The sequence below is a fragment of the Solibacillus isronensis genome (assembly GCF_900168685.1).
Lineage (GTDB): Bacteria > Bacillota > Bacilli > Bacillales_A > Planococcaceae > Solibacillus > Solibacillus isronensis_A.
Window position 1 is genome coordinate 1,382,020 of record NZ_FVZN01000014.1, and the last position, 16,106, is coordinate 1,398,125.

The following is a 16,106-nucleotide window of genomic DNA, read 5'->3' on the forward strand; positions in this document are numbered from 1 at the left end:
TTAATAGAAGGAAAGAGGTATTATTTTTTCGCCCACCGTAAAAAAACAGGGAAAAAGTTACATTTTATTGTTTGCTGCTGAAGGATATGCTTTTAAAGGTTCGTTTTTGATGATACAATTAATCTTTGCAAAGCCTAAATCAGTACCTTTAAACATTGACATCATGCATATTTGAGCGTACGATTAGGTAGTAAATAGAACGTTTGTTTGTATTTTTGGAGGGGATTACATTTGGTAAAAAACCAAACCGGTATTTCGTATAATGAAGATGCCATTCAAGTATTAGAAGGTTTAGAAGCCGTACGCAAAAGACCAGGGATGTATATTGGTTCTACAGATAGTCGAGGTCTTCACCACTTAGTGTATGAAATTGTTGACAATGCAGTGGATGAAGCGCTTGCTGGATTTGGACATCATATCATCGTGAAGATTCATGAAGATAACAGTATTAGCGTGCGTGACCATGGACGTGGTATGCCAACAGGTATGCATAAAATGGGTAAACCAACCCCTGAAATTATTTTCACCGTCCTTCATGCAGGCGGAAAGTTTGGACAAGGCGGCTATAAAACAAGTGGCGGTTTACATGGTGTTGGTTCATCTGTTGTAAACGCCTTATCAACATTCCTGGAAGTAACAATTTATCGTGATGGTCAAATTTACCGCCAGCGCTTTGAACAAGGCGGAAAACCGGCTACATCACTTGATATGATTGGAAAAACGAAGGAAACAGGAACACTCGTACACTTCCTGCCGGATCCATCGATTTTTTCAGTCGTTAAATATAATTATGATACATTGGCAGAGCGCTTACGCGAATCTGCGTTTTTATTAAAAGGTTTAAAAATTGAACTGATCGATGAGCGCGGAGAAGGAAAGCATGAAATTTTCCATTATGAAAGCGGTATTGAAGCGTTCGTCACATACTTAAACGAAGAAAAAGATGTATTGCATCCGGTTAAGTACGTAGAAGGCATCATTCAGGAAATTGAAGTGGAATTTGCACTGCAATTTAACGACGGCTATTCCGAAACGATTTTGTCGTTTGTTAACAATGTCCGTACACGTGATGGCGGTACCCACGAAACTGGTGCTAAAACAGCATTGACACGTGTGTTTAATGAATACGCCCGCAAAATCGGATTACTGAAAGAAAAAGATAAAAACCTGGAAGGCACGGATATTCGTGAAGGCCTGACAGCAATTGTTTCTGTACGTATTCCTGAAAATCTGCTGCAATTTGAAGGCCAGACAAAAGGGAAGCTTGGTACATCTGAAGCACGCTCAGCCGTTGATACCGTTGTTTCAGAGCAATTAATGTATGTACTTGAAGAAAACGCCGAGCTGTCGGCTTCTTTAGTACGTAAAGCAATCCGTGCCCAACAAGTGCGTGAAGCTGCACGTAAAGCACGTGATGACGCCCGTAACGGGAAAAAGAAAAAATCGAGTACGCTTCTGTCTGGTAAACTGACACCTGCACAGTCGAAAAATGCTTCAAGAAATGAATTATACCTGGTAGAGGGTGATTCTGCGGGCGGTTCGGCGAAGCAAGGTCGTGACCGTACATTCCAGGCGATTTTGCCATTGCGCGGTAAAGTAATCAACACCGAAAAGGCCAAGCTGCAGGACATTATGAAAAATGAAGAAATCGCGACGATTATCCATACGATCGGTGCCGGTGTCGGAGCTGAATTCTCGGTGGAAGATGCCGCTTACGATAAAGTTGTCATCATGACCGATGCCGATACAGATGGTGCCCATATTCAAGTATTATTGCTGACATTCTTCTACCGTTATATGCGTCCGCTTATCGAAGCAGGAAAAGTGTATATCGCGTTACCGCCTCTTTATAAAGTATCAAAAGGGTCGGGCAAAAAGCAGGAGCTTATGTATGCCTGGACTGAACAGGAGCTGAGTGCCGCAACGAAAAAAATCGGCAAAGGCTATATTATTCAGCGCTATAAAGGTTTAGGTGAGATGAATGCCGACCAGCTTTGGGATACAACGATGAATCCGGAAACACGTACATTAATCCGTGTGAAAATTGAAGATGGTGCACGTGCAGAACGTCGTATTACAACATTGATGGGCGATAAAGTAGAGCCCCGCCGTAAATGGATCGAATCAAACGTCAACTTCGGCATGGAAGAGGATGCAAGCATTTTAGAAAATGAATTCATCCAGCATGAGGAGGTTAACGAATAATGAGTTTTGTAGAAAAATTTCAAGATCTGCCCTTAGAAGAAGTAATGGGTGACCGTTTTGGTCGCTATTCCAAATATATTATTCAAGACCGAGCATTACCGGATACACGAGACGGGTTAAAACCTGTACAGCGTCGTATATTATATGCGATGTTCCATGAAGGTAATACTTTTGACAAACCGTTCCGTAAATCGGCAAAAACAGTCGGTAATGTAATCGGTAACTATCATCCGCACGGTGATACTTCGGTATATGATGCGATGGTCCGTATGAGTCAGGACTGGAAAAGCCGTCATATGCTGATCGAGATGCATGGTAACAACGGTTCTGTCGATGGTGACCCGCCAGCCGCAATGCGTTATACGGAAGCACGTCTTTCGGCAATTGCCGCAGAACTATTACGTGATATTAATAAAAATACAGTTGAATTCGTACCAAACTTTGATGATCAGGATATGGAACCGACTGTATTGCCATCTCGATTCCCGAATTTACTAGTCAACGGCGCAACAGGGATTTCGGCCGGTTATGCGACGGATATTCCGCCACATAATCTGCAGGAAGCACTTGATGCGGTTTTAATGCGTCTGGACAACAAAAACTGTACAGTCGATGAACTGATGACCGTTATTAAAGGTCCTGATTTTCCTACGGGCGGGATCATTCAAGGTGTTGACGGAATAAAAAAAGCGTACGAAACAGGTAAAGGGAAAATCATTGTCCGTTCACGTACAGAAATTGAGCAATTAAAAGGCAATAAAGAGCAAATTATCATTACCGAAATCCCGTTTGAAGTAAATAAGGCCAACATGATCCGTAAAATGGACGAACTTCGCGTAAATGATCGCCGTTTAGACGGTATTTCCGAAATTCGCGATGAATCGGACCGTGACGGTTTACGAATTGTTGTAGAGCTGAAAAAAGATGTGCCTGCACAAGGGATTTTAAATTTCCTATTAAAATCAACGGATTTGCAAGTTTCATATAACTTCAATATGATTGCGATTCATAACCGTCGTCCGATGATGATGACATTGCCGCTCATGTTGGATGCGTACATTGATCACCAGAAGGAAATCGTTCGCCGCAGATCCCAATATGACTTAACAAAAGCAGAAGATCGCTTACATATCGTTGAAGGTCTTATGAAAGCCTTATCCATCTTAGATGAAGTGATTGAAACAATCCGTGCATCGAAAGATAAACGCGATGCGAAAAATAACATTATCGAAAAATTCGGCTTTTCGGAAGAACAGGCTGAAGCAATTGTCAGCCTTCAACTTTACCGTTTAACAAATACTGATATTACACAACTGCAAAAAGAGCAAGATGAATTACATGAGCTTGTTGTGAAACTGAAAGCTATTTTAGAGGACGAAAAGAAATTGATCCGTGTTATTAAATCTGAATTGAACGATATTAAAAAACGTTTTACTGTTCCTCGTCTTTCTACAATTGAAGCAGAAATCGAAGAAATTAAAGTAACGCGCGATGTATTGGTGCCAAGTGAAGAAGTTGTCGTAACCGTGACAAAAGACGGCTATGTAAAACGGACAAGCCTTCGTTCACACAGTGCGTCAAACGGCAAGGATTTTGCTATGAAGGATTCCGATTACTTGCTGTATGAAGCGAACTTGAATACGCAGCATCATTTACTCCTGTTTACGAGTAAAGGTCATTACATTTACCAGCCGGTACATGAATTGCCGGATATTCGCTGGAAAGATCTCGGACAGCATATTTCAAGTATTGTGCCGATCGACTCAAATGAAGAAATTATCGAAGTCATCGGTATTGAAACGTTCGAGCAACCGAATATGTATGTATTTACCGCTACAAAAGAGGGGCAAATTAAGCGTTCGGCACTTGCCGATTACATCGTCACTCGTTATTCGAAACCGATTAAGACAATGAATTTAAAAGGTGAAGACGAGATGATTTTTGCGCGTCTTGTTACAGATAAGGAAGAAGTATTGCTTTCTACAAATACGAGCTATACAATCCGATTCCCTATGGAAGATCTTCCGGTAACAGGGGTAAAAACAGCAGGAGTGAAAGGGATTATTGTTAAAGAGGGCGAGTATCTTGCAGCGGTTGCATTATTAAATCCGGAGCAGGAACAAGAACTCGTTATCGTCACACAGCGCGGTGCCGTTAAACGAATGCTGTTGTCGGAACTTGAACTTGGCAACCGTGCAAAACGCGGTGTCGTTATATTAAAAGAGTTAAAATCGAACCCGCATCGTATTTATACAATTTTAGTTGTTAACTTTAGAAATACATTTACAATCGAAACCGAAAAAGGTATACAGGAAACAATTTCAGTGACATCCTTAACGAGAGCGGACCGTTATTCAAACGGTTCACTACGAATTGATACAGAAGGTGATGGGGCAATCTGCCGCGCCTATGTTGAAAAGACAGAGTAGGGTTTTATGTATATTAGCCGGAATTAAAACATATGATAAAAGTAATTCATTGACATGAAAGGCATACTTTCATACAATGAAGTTAGTAAGATTCATGCGTGATGGATCTACAGTAGTACAGAGCGGTTGGGTGGCCCCCAATCGCTTTTTTATTTACCCTTTTTTAATAGAAATTAAAAACACCACCTAGATGGCTAGTCTAAGTGGTGAAAATAAATTTTTTACAGCATCATTCGGAAAAAACGATAGATGGTATCGACAATACGAAAAATGTCTGTCGCATAACGAAAAATGGCGAGTTTTTCCTTACGCTTTTTTTCCGAAACAGCCTTAGCCTTTTCTTTGCGTGATGGATAAGACACAGTAGTACACCTCCTTTACAAAAGGAGTCAGCTGGATGCTGCTTTTCTATTGTACCATGAAATATTAAGGAGAATATTCCTGTTTTTAATAGAATAAAAGCATAGTAAAAGCGTCAAATTCCGGCAAGAAATTCTCCGGATTTTGACGCTTTTTTAGTCGTGAGCGTTTTGACAAAATTCCATTTTTGATCAGGCGGTAAAAGGATATTATTCTGCTTGACCGCTCCGATCGTAAATTCCGTGTAATCTTCCTCGACGACAAACTGGTAAATATCCTGCTGTTCATCGTTCTTTCCTGTAAACTGGACGACATGCTGGCCATTTCGGGCGGTAAAGTACTCCCAATACGTCAATTCATAATGGCCATCAAATACTTCACCAATGAGCAACTCTTCGTTAAAAGGCCACTGCTGCGCTTTTACATAATCGATATAAGGGGATTCCGTCTCAATTTCTTTCCCGTTCAGTACAAAGCCGACAATACAGCCCATCACTACGACACAAATGAATACGCGTAAATGTTGTCCAAGCGTCATCGCTTCACTCCTCAAGATAGAATAGGGGAGATTTCATGAAAACAGTAAAGTTATAAAAAATCAGCCTCTAACATTGTTAGAAGCTGATTCGTTTTTCCTCAACTCGTCAAAGAAAGGAAGGTTATTTTTAGTGAGAAATGTCTTGTACAGAAATACCTGTTTGAGCTTTTACTTCAACTTCACGGTATTTCAGATCATTTCTTTCTTTAGAAATTAATGTACCGATAAATCCGCCTAAGAAACCAAGAGGTACAGAAATTAATGCCGGGTTCGTTAACATAATTAACGGTTCACCAACAAAGATTGCTTTACCTTCAACCGGATTCCATACGTTAGGAGATACGGCAACTAAAATCAATGCAGAGATTAAACCTGTTAACATTGCTGTAACAGCACCTGATGTGTTGAAACGTTTCCAGTAGATTGTGTAGATGATTACCGGTAAGTTTGCTGATGCCGCGATACAGAATGCTAACGATACTAAGAAGGCAACGTTTAATGTTTGAGCACCTAAAGCTAATAGAATCGAAACAATTGAGATAATAATTGAACCGATACGCGCTGCTTTAACCGCTTCTTGTTCAGTAACTTTACCTTTTTTTATAATTTGACCGTAAATATCATGTGATAGGGCAGATGCACCAGAAAGTACTAATCCTGCTACTACCGCTAAGATTGTCGCGAATGCTACCGCACACACGAATGAGAATAAGATGTCGCCACCAAGCGCTTGTGCTAATAATGGGGCAGCCATATTACCTGCCGGGTTCGCTGCTACGATTTCGTCTTTACCAACGAATGCTGCTGCACCGAAACCTAGGAAAATCGTTAATACATAGAATAAACCAACAATCCAAGTAGCCCAAATTACTGAAGAACGAGCTGTTTGAGCGTCTTTTACTGTGAAGAAACGCATTAGGATGTGTGGAAGACCCGCTGTACCAAGTACTAATGCCAACAGCATTGAAATTGTATCAATACCGTTTGTATAACGTAAACCTGGATTTAAGTAAGCTTCACCATGCTCTGTTGCCGTTGTCATTTGTGTAAACATGTTCGCAATAGAGAAGTCGAATTTTGCTAATACTAAGAATGAAATAATAACGGTACCTAACATTAATAGACATGCTTTGATGATCTGTACCCAAGATGTTGCTGTCATACCACCGAATAATACGTAAATTGTCATCATGACACCAACTAAAAGTACCGCCATCCAGTATTCAATACCTAACAGTAATTGAATAAGTGCACCTGCACCTACAAGCTGAGCGATCATGTAGAACAATACGATTGTAATTGTAGATAATGCTGCTGTACCACGAACTTTTGCTTTATCGAAACGAGCTGTAATCATGTCGGCTAATGTGAATCGGCCTAAGTTACGTAATGGCTCTGCTACGATATATAAAACTACTAAATAGGCTACTAGGTAACCGATCGAGAAGAAGAAGCCATCGAATCCGAATAATGCAATCGAACCCGCGATACCTAAGAATGATGCTGCTGATAAGTAGTCACCAGCAATGGCCATACCATTTTGCCAGCCCGTTAATCCGCCGCCAGCTGTGTAGAAATCCGACGCACTAGATGTACGTTTAGATGCCCACCAAGTAATGACTAAAGTTAAACCTACGATTGCTACGAAGAAGAATATCGCTGTAAAACTCATTTGCTTCTACCTCCTTCATATTCCGCAATAATCGATTTCGCTTCTGCGTCATATTTGTTAGCACGTGCTACATAGAAGTGAGCTAATCCCCAAGTCATTACGAACAACCCTGCCGAATAAAGCCATACCCATGTAATATCACCAATCGCTTTTTGATGTAAGATTTCTGTAAACGAAGTTAAGATTGGTAGTAACATATAAAGTACTAAAAAGATTGCGGTAATCGACCATAAAAATGAATTCTTTTTCCGCGCCAGTTGCCTGAAAGATTGCTGCGATGCAATTCTCTCATAATCAATAATTGGCTTTTGATTATTCCCCATAAACATTCCCCCATTTTGTGATAATTATTACTGCTTAATGTACGTAAAATTCTGCTTTTAGGATTTTACATTTTCATTCTATTTTAGCTGTAACAAAATTGCAACACTTTTTAAATAAATTATGTGGAAAAATTTTTTGAAAAAATAAGTTTAATAGAGAAAAAATAATACATTAAGAGGAGAATATTAAATTGTTATATTTTGGATAATCGATGGAAAGGTAGTATTTACATGGGTTTGAAGGGGTCAAAACGTTAAATAATTACAAAAAATCAGAAAATTAATTATAAGAAAATATTATTCAATTCTATAAGTAAAAGTAATATTTAAAAAATGATTTATTTTACAAAAAAATAAATTCAGTATATTCGAAAAGTTATATTCATGTAAAAAATGGTATAAAAAAGCAAAAAACTGCTCGGAAATAGCAAATATTTTCGAGACAGTTTTTATTTATTAAAATCTATTGTTCTAATTTACTTTCTTCTAATAATTAATGGGAAACATCTTGTACAGAAATACCTGTATGTGCTTTAACGCGGATCTCTTTATAAACACGTTCTGCCTCTGCTTGTTCCACTTTGTGTGCTGTTAATATCGAACCTAGGTATCCTGCAAAGAAGCTTAAAGGAATCGTAATAATGGCAGGAACCGCTAAATTTACGATTGGTTCACCAACAAAAATTGCATTTCCTGTAGGACTCCAAATGTTTGGACCGAGCGCACCTAATACTAGACACGATACTAAACCAGTTACCATTGCCGCAACCGCGCCGTTTGCATTGAATTTCTTCCAATAGATCGTATAAAGGATAACCGGTAAGTTTGCCGATGCCCCGATACAAAATGCAAACGATACTAGGAAGGAAACATTTAAACTTTGTGCAAATAATGCTAAAAGGATCGAAACAATCGCAATGGAAATAGAACCGATTCTTGCTGCTAATACTTGTTGCTTTTCCGTTAATTTCCCTTCTTTTAGAATCTCACCATAGATATCATGCGAAATCGCCGATGCACCTGTTAATACTAAACCGGATACAACCGCTAATATAGTAGCAAACGCAACCGCACAAATGAATGATAGTAAAATATTGCCTCCTAAAAACTCTGCCAACAGTGGGGCAGCTGTGTTACCTGCAGCATTTTCTGCGATGATTTTATCAAATCCGACGAAATGCATTGCACCAAAACCTAAGAAAATTGTCAGCGAGAAGAAGATCGCCGTAATCCATGTTGTCCATGAAATCGATGCACGGGCCGTTTTCGCATCTTTTACTGTAAAGAATCGCATTAAAATATGCGGTAAACCAGATGTACCAAGCACTAACGCAAGCATCATCGAAACTGAGTCGATCGTAGATGTGTACTTCATACCAGGCACTAAATATTCGTCCCCGTAATTTGTGCTGACCGTATCAAACATTTTCACTAAATTGAAATCAAACTTCGAGAATACTAAAAATGCTAGTAATGTCGTACCGAACAATAATAGACCTGCTTTAATAATCTGTACCCAGCTCGTTGCCGTCATTCCGCCGAACAGTACATACGTCGTCATCATGACACCTACTATTAAAACAGCCATCCAATACTCGATACCGAATAAAAGTTTAATTAATGCACCGGCACCAACTAATTGGGCAATCATATATAAAATGACGATAATAATCGTACCTGTAGCCGCTACACCGCGAATCCGTTTTTCATTAAAACGAGCTGTCAGCATATCCGCCAATGTATAGCGTCCTAAATTACGCATCGGTTCTGCTATTATATATAGAAGAACTAAGTTTGCTACGACATATCCGACAGAGAAGAAGAAGCCGTCAAAGCCTGTTAATGCAATCGCTCCGGAAACCCCTAAAAACGCGGCCGCAGATAAGTAGTCGCCAGCAATGGCAAATCCGTTTTGCCAACCTTTTAAACCACCGCCAGCTGTGTAGAAATCACTTGCTGAAGAAGTTCTCCTAGCAGCGATATATGTAACGATCAGTGTTAACCCTACGATACCAATAAAGAAACCTGCTGAAACGAGATTCATCGTTATGCACCTGCCTTTTCATATTCTTGTAAAACAGCAGCTGCAGCTTTATCGAATTTAGATGCCATTTTTACGTAGAGTGTACATAAAATAATTGTCATAATGAACAGGGCAAGCGAGTATACCCATACCCAAGTAATACTGCCAACAGCCTTCTGTTGTAACACAGGTGTGAATGCCAGTACCGGTAGTAAGATGTAAAATGTCAAAAACGTTATAGTTATTCCGAATAAAAATGTGTTTTTCTTCTTTACAAACTGATTAAATGTTTCCATGCGATCGATTTTGTCATAGTTAATGCCATCGCATTTCGCTGAGATTTTGTCCCCTAATTGACTCAACGGAATTCCCCCTTATGAAAAATTATTCTGTTTTAAACGGCATATTACTATTTGATTCCGTTAATAGTACTCATTGTAAGAGGGGATAGAATATAATGCAATAACATTTTTTCAGAAAAGTTGGAATGTTTAAAATGGGAATGGAGTAGAATTATCAAGTTTTAAGGAGATAAAATTGAAGGAGATGTTTTTGAAATTTACAAAGGATTATTATTTGCGAAAAGGAAAGTAATGAAAAACATATTTTAGCTAGAAATTAAAATACATAAAGCACAATATTATATTTCGATACCTAAAATATCTGTAATTCATGCTGATTTCGAGTAATTCAGTACATTGTACTATAACACAAAAGGGATAGTAAAAATCTGATATACTAACAATGTGAAAATTTTTATTTTATCGTAAGGAGTTTATTTGAAGAAAAGAAAACTAGTTATTTACAGAAAATGAAAGTGAAATAATAATATTTTGACTATACATGAGAAAAAACCCGAGATATTATAAATGAATAATCAAAAAAGTATTAAATCGGAGGGATACAATGTTGAATTTGAATACAAAGCGGTTAACATTTGAACGTTATACGGAAAAGGATCTTCCTCATGTGATAGACCTCGTTTCGGACACTTTCATGATGAAATTTATTGGCAATGGACAAATAAAGGACAAACAATATGCGATTCATTTGATCGAACGTATGATTGAACAGTATCAAAACTTTGGGGATTACGGGTTACATAAACTGATCCATCGTCAAACCGGAGAATTTATCGGACACGCGGGGCTTGTTGCACAAGTCATTGACGATACATTTGAAATTGAGCTCGGGTACTGGATTAAACGTGCTTATTGGGGACAAGGCTACGGGTTTGAAGCAGCACATGCTCTTGCGGAATATGCAGATGAAGAAATATGGTTGCACCGGTATATTTCAGCGATTCAAGTAGGTAATGAAGGATCTAAAAGAATTGCATTGAAAAATGGGATGCATTTGGAGAAAATCATTGAAATGGATGGGAAAATGGTTGAAATATTTGTTAAGCTCAATTCATTTGAAGAAGATGAAACGGAAGCGTTATAAGAGGAGTATCGACAGATTGTGAAAACGTATTTTGAAAGCTATGAACAGTATAAAAGGCAAGGAAATTCAATTAAAACAACGACCATTACAGCAAAACAGTTGCTGCCGGCGCTTATTGCCCATATGGAGCGCATGGACAGGCAGTTTACGCTTCATATTAACGGCCAGCTGCCAATGCCGATCGATTCTTTAATTAAGGAAGCTTTTGATCAGTGCCATCTAGAACAGCCATTTTATACCCAGCATTGTGAAAAGCGCAGCTATAAATATCGCCAATTAACAAAGAATCGGGTTAAAGTGGAATTTACAATGCGTTACCGGATGGCGCGGCAGGAAGAAAAATGGATCGTTAATGAAATTCAAGCCATTATTAAGAAGCGAATTCATCCAGACATGTCTGCGCTGCAAAAGGTTTTCATTGTTCATGACTATATTGCAAGAACGTATAGCTATGAACGTCATACAGATGGATCGCCGTTTGCTGTGTATACGTTTATGAATGAAAAACATGGTGTTTGTATGGCGTATGCGCTTCTATTTGAAAAGATGATGGAAGCTCTGGAGATCCCTTGTTATTATGTGATCGGAAAAGCGGCGGGTGAGGGAACAGAGGGGCATGCTTGGAATATGGTTCAGATTGATGATCATTGGTATCATGTGGACGTGACTTGGGATGATATCGGTTCGATTCCTGGTAAAGAAGTTCGCTATCGTTATTTTTTAGTTGCGGATGAGAAAATGCGTCTTGATCATGAATGGAATGAAAATCATTATCCAATGTGTACAAGTAAAAAATTTGAAGCAATTCATCGTTTATATGATGGCTGTCTCGTTAATACTAGTTTATATTATGCTCATCCTCGAAATGGTCATTTGTATGAAATGAACTTTGCTGATGATCCTTTTCAGACAAAACAGAAACTTATTGTTAAAATTCAATTTTGTTTCTATATAAATGGATTTTTGTATTTCAGGAATGATTCTCATAATGGCTATTTGTATCAATTGGCGTTAGATGCTGATGAATTGACACAGCTAAGCGCGGAACAAGTTATACGAATCTATGAAACTGATACGACATTAGAAGTCTTGTATGCAGATCAAACGACTGAAAGCATTCAGAAATCAATTTCTGCGGATATAGTAAGTGAAGATTCATTATCATTTGAAACTGCTGAAAATTGCTTGGAAGTCCTGTTAAATACGTTTGGTGACAGTTGGGTAGCGACAGTAGATCAGCAAGATGATTGTATGCCAATTGTGTTTAAAAGCGCGGATGGAATCGAATTGTATGTAGATGAACATTATAAACAACTAACGGTAGATTTATATATTAATAGAGGTTTACATATTCAAATGACGAGTAACCGAAAAAACGTGGAATTTAAACAGCCGGCACAATTGAAGTTGCCAATTACATTAATACCAGGCTCAGAAAAACAATTAAGTAAACAAAACGCGTTGGAGTATTTTGCTGATGATGAGTTTATCTATATACAGTTATATAAAAGCGTGACGATCCAACTGAAAAAGTAAACAAATGGCCATAATATAACGGGTCCGGTTATATTATGGCTATTTCAGCAAAAAACGCATTTTGTCTCACTGTTATAAGTATACTTTTGAAACGAGACTTAACTTCCTATAATATATATTATGACCGTGTCCCTATTTTAGAAATTAACATTAAATAAAATATACATTGTTCCTGTCGCCTTTTTATATATCTACGTTCTACGTTACTTCATACATTTAATTGGAGCAACTTTCTCTTATGATTATAAAATTAAGCTATTTCAGCTTTTATACCTCAATAGCTTAAAAAAATAATTTTTTTTATATATTTTTTGTACATCAACAAATATATATGTGACTATTGTTTCTCCAACTTTGCATCCAATCAACTCATCTCTGTCCGCGCTTCTTTAATCAACTTGATCTTTAGGATGATTTTTACGATGAAGCTCAGTAAGATCTTTTATATAATATAAAGAATAGTCATCGTTAATATCCACTTCAAAAAAGTAATAATTTTGAGTTTCTATATCTATAACTTCTAATTCAAACAAACCCATTCCTCTCATGTAATCGATTTCTTCAGATTTTAAATTTTCTCTAGCAATGCCATAGTTCGTTTCAATATAGCTTTTCGCATAGTTGTATGCGATCGCGCTCCGAGATTTAGAATTAAAATAATTGTAATTAACAAAAATTACTATTATACAAAATAATAGATTAAAGATAATTATTTTTTTCATTTTCCTCTCCTTCCGCCGTAATTTTTAAAGTCCGTGGAACAATGATAATCTTCGAATGAAAATTAGTATTCTCTCTCAAAATTTCCATTCCATAAGCGAACTTTATTTACTAATTGGTTGCTTTCATTAACCGTTAGTTTATAAATGTCAGGTTTTGTTGTAGTCTTCCAAAAGCTAATATCAAACGATCATCAAAAGTGATTCATAATATTTGTCAGGATATTTCCATGGATTCCTATAGCAATTTTTTCCCTTTGTATTTATGCAATAGTTCATATAATGCTGCAATTCCCCGTTCTTTAACTTCACGACTAGTTTCTCCACCCGGATAAGAGAAATTTTGATTTTCAAACGCATATTTAAATGCTTCTATTGGATCTTCAAAAATATAATCATTCGCAGTTAAACAACCTTCTCTAAAACGGTCATCCTTTTCAATTTCTTTGTCAATCAATTTCGAAAGACCTTCTACAGTCTCAATTGCTCTCATGTATGGACTGGATACGATATAATCAATGGATTCTGAACTCAGTATTTCTGTCACTTTATCAGCATCATTTCTACCTTTGTCGGATAATCCTCTAGATTCTTCATTTTCTAAATCAAAAACTGAATGTGCGTGTCTCACAAAATATATTTCTGTGTTCATCGTTAAATCCTGCCTTTCCTCTTTACAATTAAAGTATACTAGTTAATTGATAAAATGGTATTAAAAGTATTTGAATCTTTCGAAATCCGCGCTCTGTTTTAAAGCTTCCAGGATAACAAGCCCCACCATTTTTTAAAAACCCAAAACAAAACAGAAAATACGAATTTGTATAAAGGGAATTGCTCCAGGGTAGACTTTTTAAAGAAAAATCTGGAGGTGTGTTTAACATGTTAGAGAAAAAATTAGCTCTTCATGAAACAATGGAATTTCATGAAGTTATAAACTTTATGACAACTAGTTTACTTAAATCAAAGTTAAGTCAAGGTGTCGTCTTTGATGATGATTTAAGAGCCTTATTAGACAAAAATGTAAAATTATCTACCCCAGCACTTGCCGCAATGGTTAAGCTCTATTCTAAATCGGAACTGGTATATTAGGAGGTCAATTTTATGGAAGACTATTTAGATCCGATCAATTCAATTGGAATGCCTGAACTAACGGATTCTGGAGTTGCGCTTGAGTTTTTGCTTACAACAAAGACGGGAATTCGAAATCTTTCAATCGCCTTAACCGAAACAGCTTCCCCGGCACTACAAAAAATTATGAGAACGCAACTGAATGTGATGATTGATCTATATTTTGAGATTTCTGAGCTTATGATGAAAAAAGAATGGCTGAAGCCTTATCATCTGGAAGGTCAAAAAGAGTTGGATATTAAATCTGCTGAAAATGCGATAAGTATTGCCCAGTTGGATCTATTTCCTAAGAGCATGAACCGCAAAGGAATGTTCCCTACCCCACCAAAAAAGTAAACGGAAACGAGGGATTTTTTAATGAAAGCTGTTACTTTTCAAGGTATAAAAAATGTTGAGGTCAAGGAAGTAAAAGACCCTAAAATAAAAAAAGCCGATGATATTATAATCCGTCTCACAACAACAGCCATATGCGGATCAGATTTGCATTTGATGCATGGAATGATACCAAATATAGGCCAAGATTATGTTGTTGGCCATGAACCAATGGGAATTGTGGAAGAAGTCGGCAAGGATGTGACGAAGGTAAAAAAAGGTGACCGGGTTGTCATTCCCTTTAATGTCGCATGCGGTCAATGCTGGTATTGCAATCACGAGCTGGAAAGTCAATGTGATAATGCGAATGACAATGGTGAAATGGGCGCCTACTTCGGTTATTCAGACACAACAGGAGGGTTTCCTGGAGGCCAGGCCGAGTATATGCGTGTTCCCTATGGCAATTTCCTCCCTTTTAAAATTCCGGAGAAATCTGAAGTTCCTGATGAAAGTCTCGTTCTCCTTGCTGATGCTGCCTCTACTGCTTTTTGGAGTGTAGAAAATGCCGGTGTGAAAAAAGGAGATACAGTTGTTATTCTTGGTTGCGGACCTGTTGGACTATTGGCGCAAAAATTTACTTGGTTAAAAGGTGCAGAAAGAGTAATCGCAGTTGACTATGTAGGATATCGTCTCAAACACGCTAAAAAGACAAATAAAGTTGAAATCGTTAATTTTGAAGACCATGAAAATTGTGGTGAATATTTAAAAGAGATTACAAAAGGCGGCGCGGACGTAGTTATTGATTGTGTCGGGATGAGCGGAAAAATGACACCATTAGAGTTTCTGGCAAGTGGTATAAAACTGCAAAGTGGTGCTATGGGAGCGATTGTGACAGCCAGTCAAGCAGTACGCAAAGGAGGAACGATCCAAATTACCGGTGTTTATGGTGGCCGATACAACGCTTTCCCACTCGGAGACATATTCCAACGCAATGTTGCAATACGCACTGGACAAGCCCCTGTTGTTCATCTCATGCCTCATGTATATAACTTAATCGCTGATGGTAAAGTGAATGCAGGTGATATTATTACACATGTCCTCCCTCTTGAAAAAGCAAAGTATGGGTATGAAATATTCGATACAAAACAGGAAGATTGTATAAAGGTTGTTTTAAAACCTTAAATATAGTTTGGGTACTTTTGTAACTCTTTGCAAAAGTACCTTTTTTATTATAAAAGTTACCTTTATTCCACGCCCTTAACATGTAAATAAGCTACAGCTTCTCCCTATTATTATCAATCTAGAGCACCCTTGAAACAGTATTTATAATAAATTTGCCACATTTCGTTGAATAAATATCGATTAATTAATAAACATTTGCTATATATAAAAATATTACCAGTATTATTATCCTA

The 16,106-nt window shown here is 37.7% G+C and carries 15 protein-coding genes; 7 read left to right on the plus strand and 8 right to left on the minus strand.

What is annotated here, in order from left to right:
• Positions 1-231 precede the first annotated feature (231 nt).
• Both parE and parC read left to right on the plus strand, forming a co-directional pair.
• Positions 232-2,205 (plus strand): DNA topoisomerase IV subunit B, encoded by a 1,974-nt coding sequence (parE, locus tag B5473_RS15400; protein WP_079526710.1) that lies wholly within the window; start codon positions 232-234, stop codon positions 2,203-2,205.
• Positions 2,205-4,634, plus strand: coding sequence for a DNA topoisomerase IV subunit A (gene parC / locus B5473_RS15405; protein ID WP_079526712.1), 2,430 nt, complete (start codon positions 2,205-2,207; stop codon positions 4,632-4,634). The genes parE and parC overlap by 1 nt, the downstream gene beginning before the upstream one ends.
• 221 nt (positions 4,635-4,855) lie before the next feature.
• On the opposite strand, the gene B5473_RS20715 is transcribed toward parC, so the two are convergent.
• The 6 genes from B5473_RS20715 to B5473_RS15430 form a co-directional block, all read right to left on the minus strand.
• Positions 4,856-4,996: a hypothetical protein gene (locus B5473_RS20715; protein ID WP_176142089.1), complete on the minus strand. Its 141-nt coding sequence runs from the start codon at positions 4,994-4,996 to the stop codon at positions 4,856-4,858.
• A gap of 113 nt (positions 4,997-5,109) precedes the next feature.
• Positions 5,110-5,532 (minus strand): hypothetical protein, encoded by a 423-nt coding sequence (locus B5473_RS15410; protein WP_079526714.1) that lies wholly within the window; start codon positions 5,530-5,532, stop codon positions 5,110-5,112.
• 127 nt (positions 5,533-5,659) lie between these two features.
• Positions 5,660-7,204 carry a solute symporter family protein gene (locus tag B5473_RS15415; RefSeq protein WP_079526716.1) on the minus strand — a complete coding sequence of 515 codons (1,545 nt, stop codon included), beginning with the start codon at positions 7,202-7,204 and terminating at the stop codon, positions 5,660-5,662.
• Positions 7,201-7,527: a DUF485 domain-containing protein gene (locus B5473_RS15420; RefSeq protein WP_079526718.1), complete on the minus strand. Its 327-nt coding sequence runs from the start codon at positions 7,525-7,527 to the stop codon at positions 7,201-7,203. Before B5473_RS15420 ends, B5473_RS15415 begins: the two co-directional genes overlap by 4 nt.
• Before the next feature lie 493 nt (positions 7,528-8,020).
• A complete protein-coding gene (locus B5473_RS15425; RefSeq protein WP_079526720.1) occupies positions 8,021-9,571 on the minus strand; it encodes a solute symporter family protein in 1,551 nt (516 codons plus the stop codon).
• A 2-nt stretch (positions 9,572-9,573) separates the two neighbouring features.
• On the minus strand, positions 9,574-9,912 hold the full coding sequence (locus B5473_RS15430; RefSeq protein WP_079526722.1) for a DUF485 domain-containing protein: 339 nt from the start codon (positions 9,910-9,912) through the stop codon (positions 9,574-9,576).
• A gap of 544 nt (positions 9,913-10,456) precedes the next feature.
• On the opposite strand from B5473_RS15430, the gene B5473_RS15435 reads away from it, so the two are divergent.
• Together B5473_RS15435 and B5473_RS15440 are read left to right on the plus strand one after the other, a co-directional pair.
• Positions 10,457-10,996: a GNAT family N-acetyltransferase gene (locus tag B5473_RS15435; RefSeq protein WP_079526724.1), complete on the plus strand. Its 540-nt coding sequence runs from the start codon at positions 10,457-10,459 to the stop codon at positions 10,994-10,996.
• Between the two features lie 18 nt (positions 10,997-11,014).
• Entirely contained in the window at positions 11,015-12,532 is a 1,518-nt protein-coding gene (locus B5473_RS15440) for a transglutaminase domain-containing protein (RefSeq protein WP_079526726.1), read from the plus strand.
• 389 nt (positions 12,533-12,921) lie between these two features.
• Here B5473_RS15440 and B5473_RS15445 read toward each other — a convergent pair whose 3' ends face one another.
• Positions 12,922-13,254 carry a histidine kinase gene (locus tag B5473_RS15445; protein WP_079526728.1) on the minus strand — a complete coding sequence of 111 codons (333 nt, stop codon included), beginning with the start codon at positions 13,252-13,254 and terminating at the stop codon, positions 12,922-12,924.
• Between the two features lie 235 nt (positions 13,255-13,489).
• Positions 13,490-13,903, minus strand: a complete 414-nt coding sequence (locus tag B5473_RS15450; protein ID WP_079526730.1) for a histidine phosphatase family protein — start codon at positions 13,901-13,903, stop codon at positions 13,490-13,492.
• Between the two features lie 227 nt (positions 13,904-14,130).
• Between B5473_RS15450 and B5473_RS15455 the strand changes: the two genes are divergently transcribed.
• The 3 genes from B5473_RS15455 to B5473_RS15465 are packed head-to-tail and all read left to right on the plus strand — an operon-like array spanning position 14,131 to position 15,873.
• Positions 14,131-14,340, plus strand: coding sequence for a spore coat protein (locus B5473_RS15455; RefSeq protein WP_079526732.1), 210 nt, complete (start codon positions 14,131-14,133; stop codon positions 14,338-14,340).
• 12 nt (positions 14,341-14,352) lie between these two features.
• Positions 14,353-14,715 (plus strand): spore coat protein, encoded by a 363-nt coding sequence (locus B5473_RS15460; RefSeq protein WP_079526734.1) that lies wholly within the window; start codon positions 14,353-14,355, stop codon positions 14,713-14,715.
• Between the two features lie 21 nt (positions 14,716-14,736).
• Complete coding sequence (locus B5473_RS15465; protein ID WP_079526736.1) at positions 14,737-15,873, plus strand: zinc-dependent alcohol dehydrogenase; 1,137 nt, start codon at positions 14,737-14,739, stop codon at positions 15,871-15,873.
• Positions 15,874-16,106: the final 233 nt, after the last annotated feature.

Excerpts from the sequence above, each read along its gene's own strand:
- B5473_RS15445 (WP_079526728.1), bottom strand. The coding sequence starts at position 13,254 with ATGAAAAAAATAATTATCTTTAATCTATTATTTTGTATAATAGTAATT.
- B5473_RS15420 (WP_079526718.1), bottom strand. The coding sequence starts at position 7,527 with ATGGGGAATAATCAAAAGCCAATTATTGATTATGAGAGAATTGCATCG.
- B5473_RS15460 (WP_079526734.1), top strand. The coding sequence starts at position 14,353 with ATGGAAGACTATTTAGATCCGATCAATTCAATTGGAATGCCTGAACTA.
- parC (WP_079526712.1), top strand. The coding sequence starts at position 2,205 with ATGAGTTTTGTAGAAAAATTTCAAGATCTGCCCTTAGAAGAAGTAATG.
- B5473_RS15415 (WP_079526716.1), bottom strand. The coding sequence starts at position 7,204 with ATGAGTTTTACAGCGATATTCTTCTTCGTAGCAATCGTAGGTTTAACT.
- B5473_RS15465 (WP_079526736.1), top strand. The coding sequence starts at position 14,737 with ATGAAAGCTGTTACTTTTCAAGGTATAAAAAATGTTGAGGTCAAGGAA.
- B5473_RS15450 (WP_079526730.1), bottom strand. The coding sequence starts at position 13,903 with ATGAACACAGAAATATATTTTGTGAGACACGCACATTCAGTTTTTGAT.
- B5473_RS15435 (WP_079526724.1), top strand. The coding sequence starts at position 10,457 with ATGTTGAATTTGAATACAAAGCGGTTAACATTTGAACGTTATACGGAA.
- B5473_RS15410 (WP_079526714.1), bottom strand. The coding sequence starts at position 5,532 with ATGACGCTTGGACAACATTTACGCGTATTCATTTGTGTCGTAGTGATG.
- B5473_RS15425 (WP_079526720.1), bottom strand. The coding sequence starts at position 9,571 with ATGAATCTCGTTTCAGCAGGTTTCTTTATTGGTATCGTAGGGTTAACA.
- B5473_RS15455 (WP_079526732.1), top strand. The coding sequence starts at position 14,131 with ATGTTAGAGAAAAAATTAGCTCTTCATGAAACAATGGAATTTCATGAA.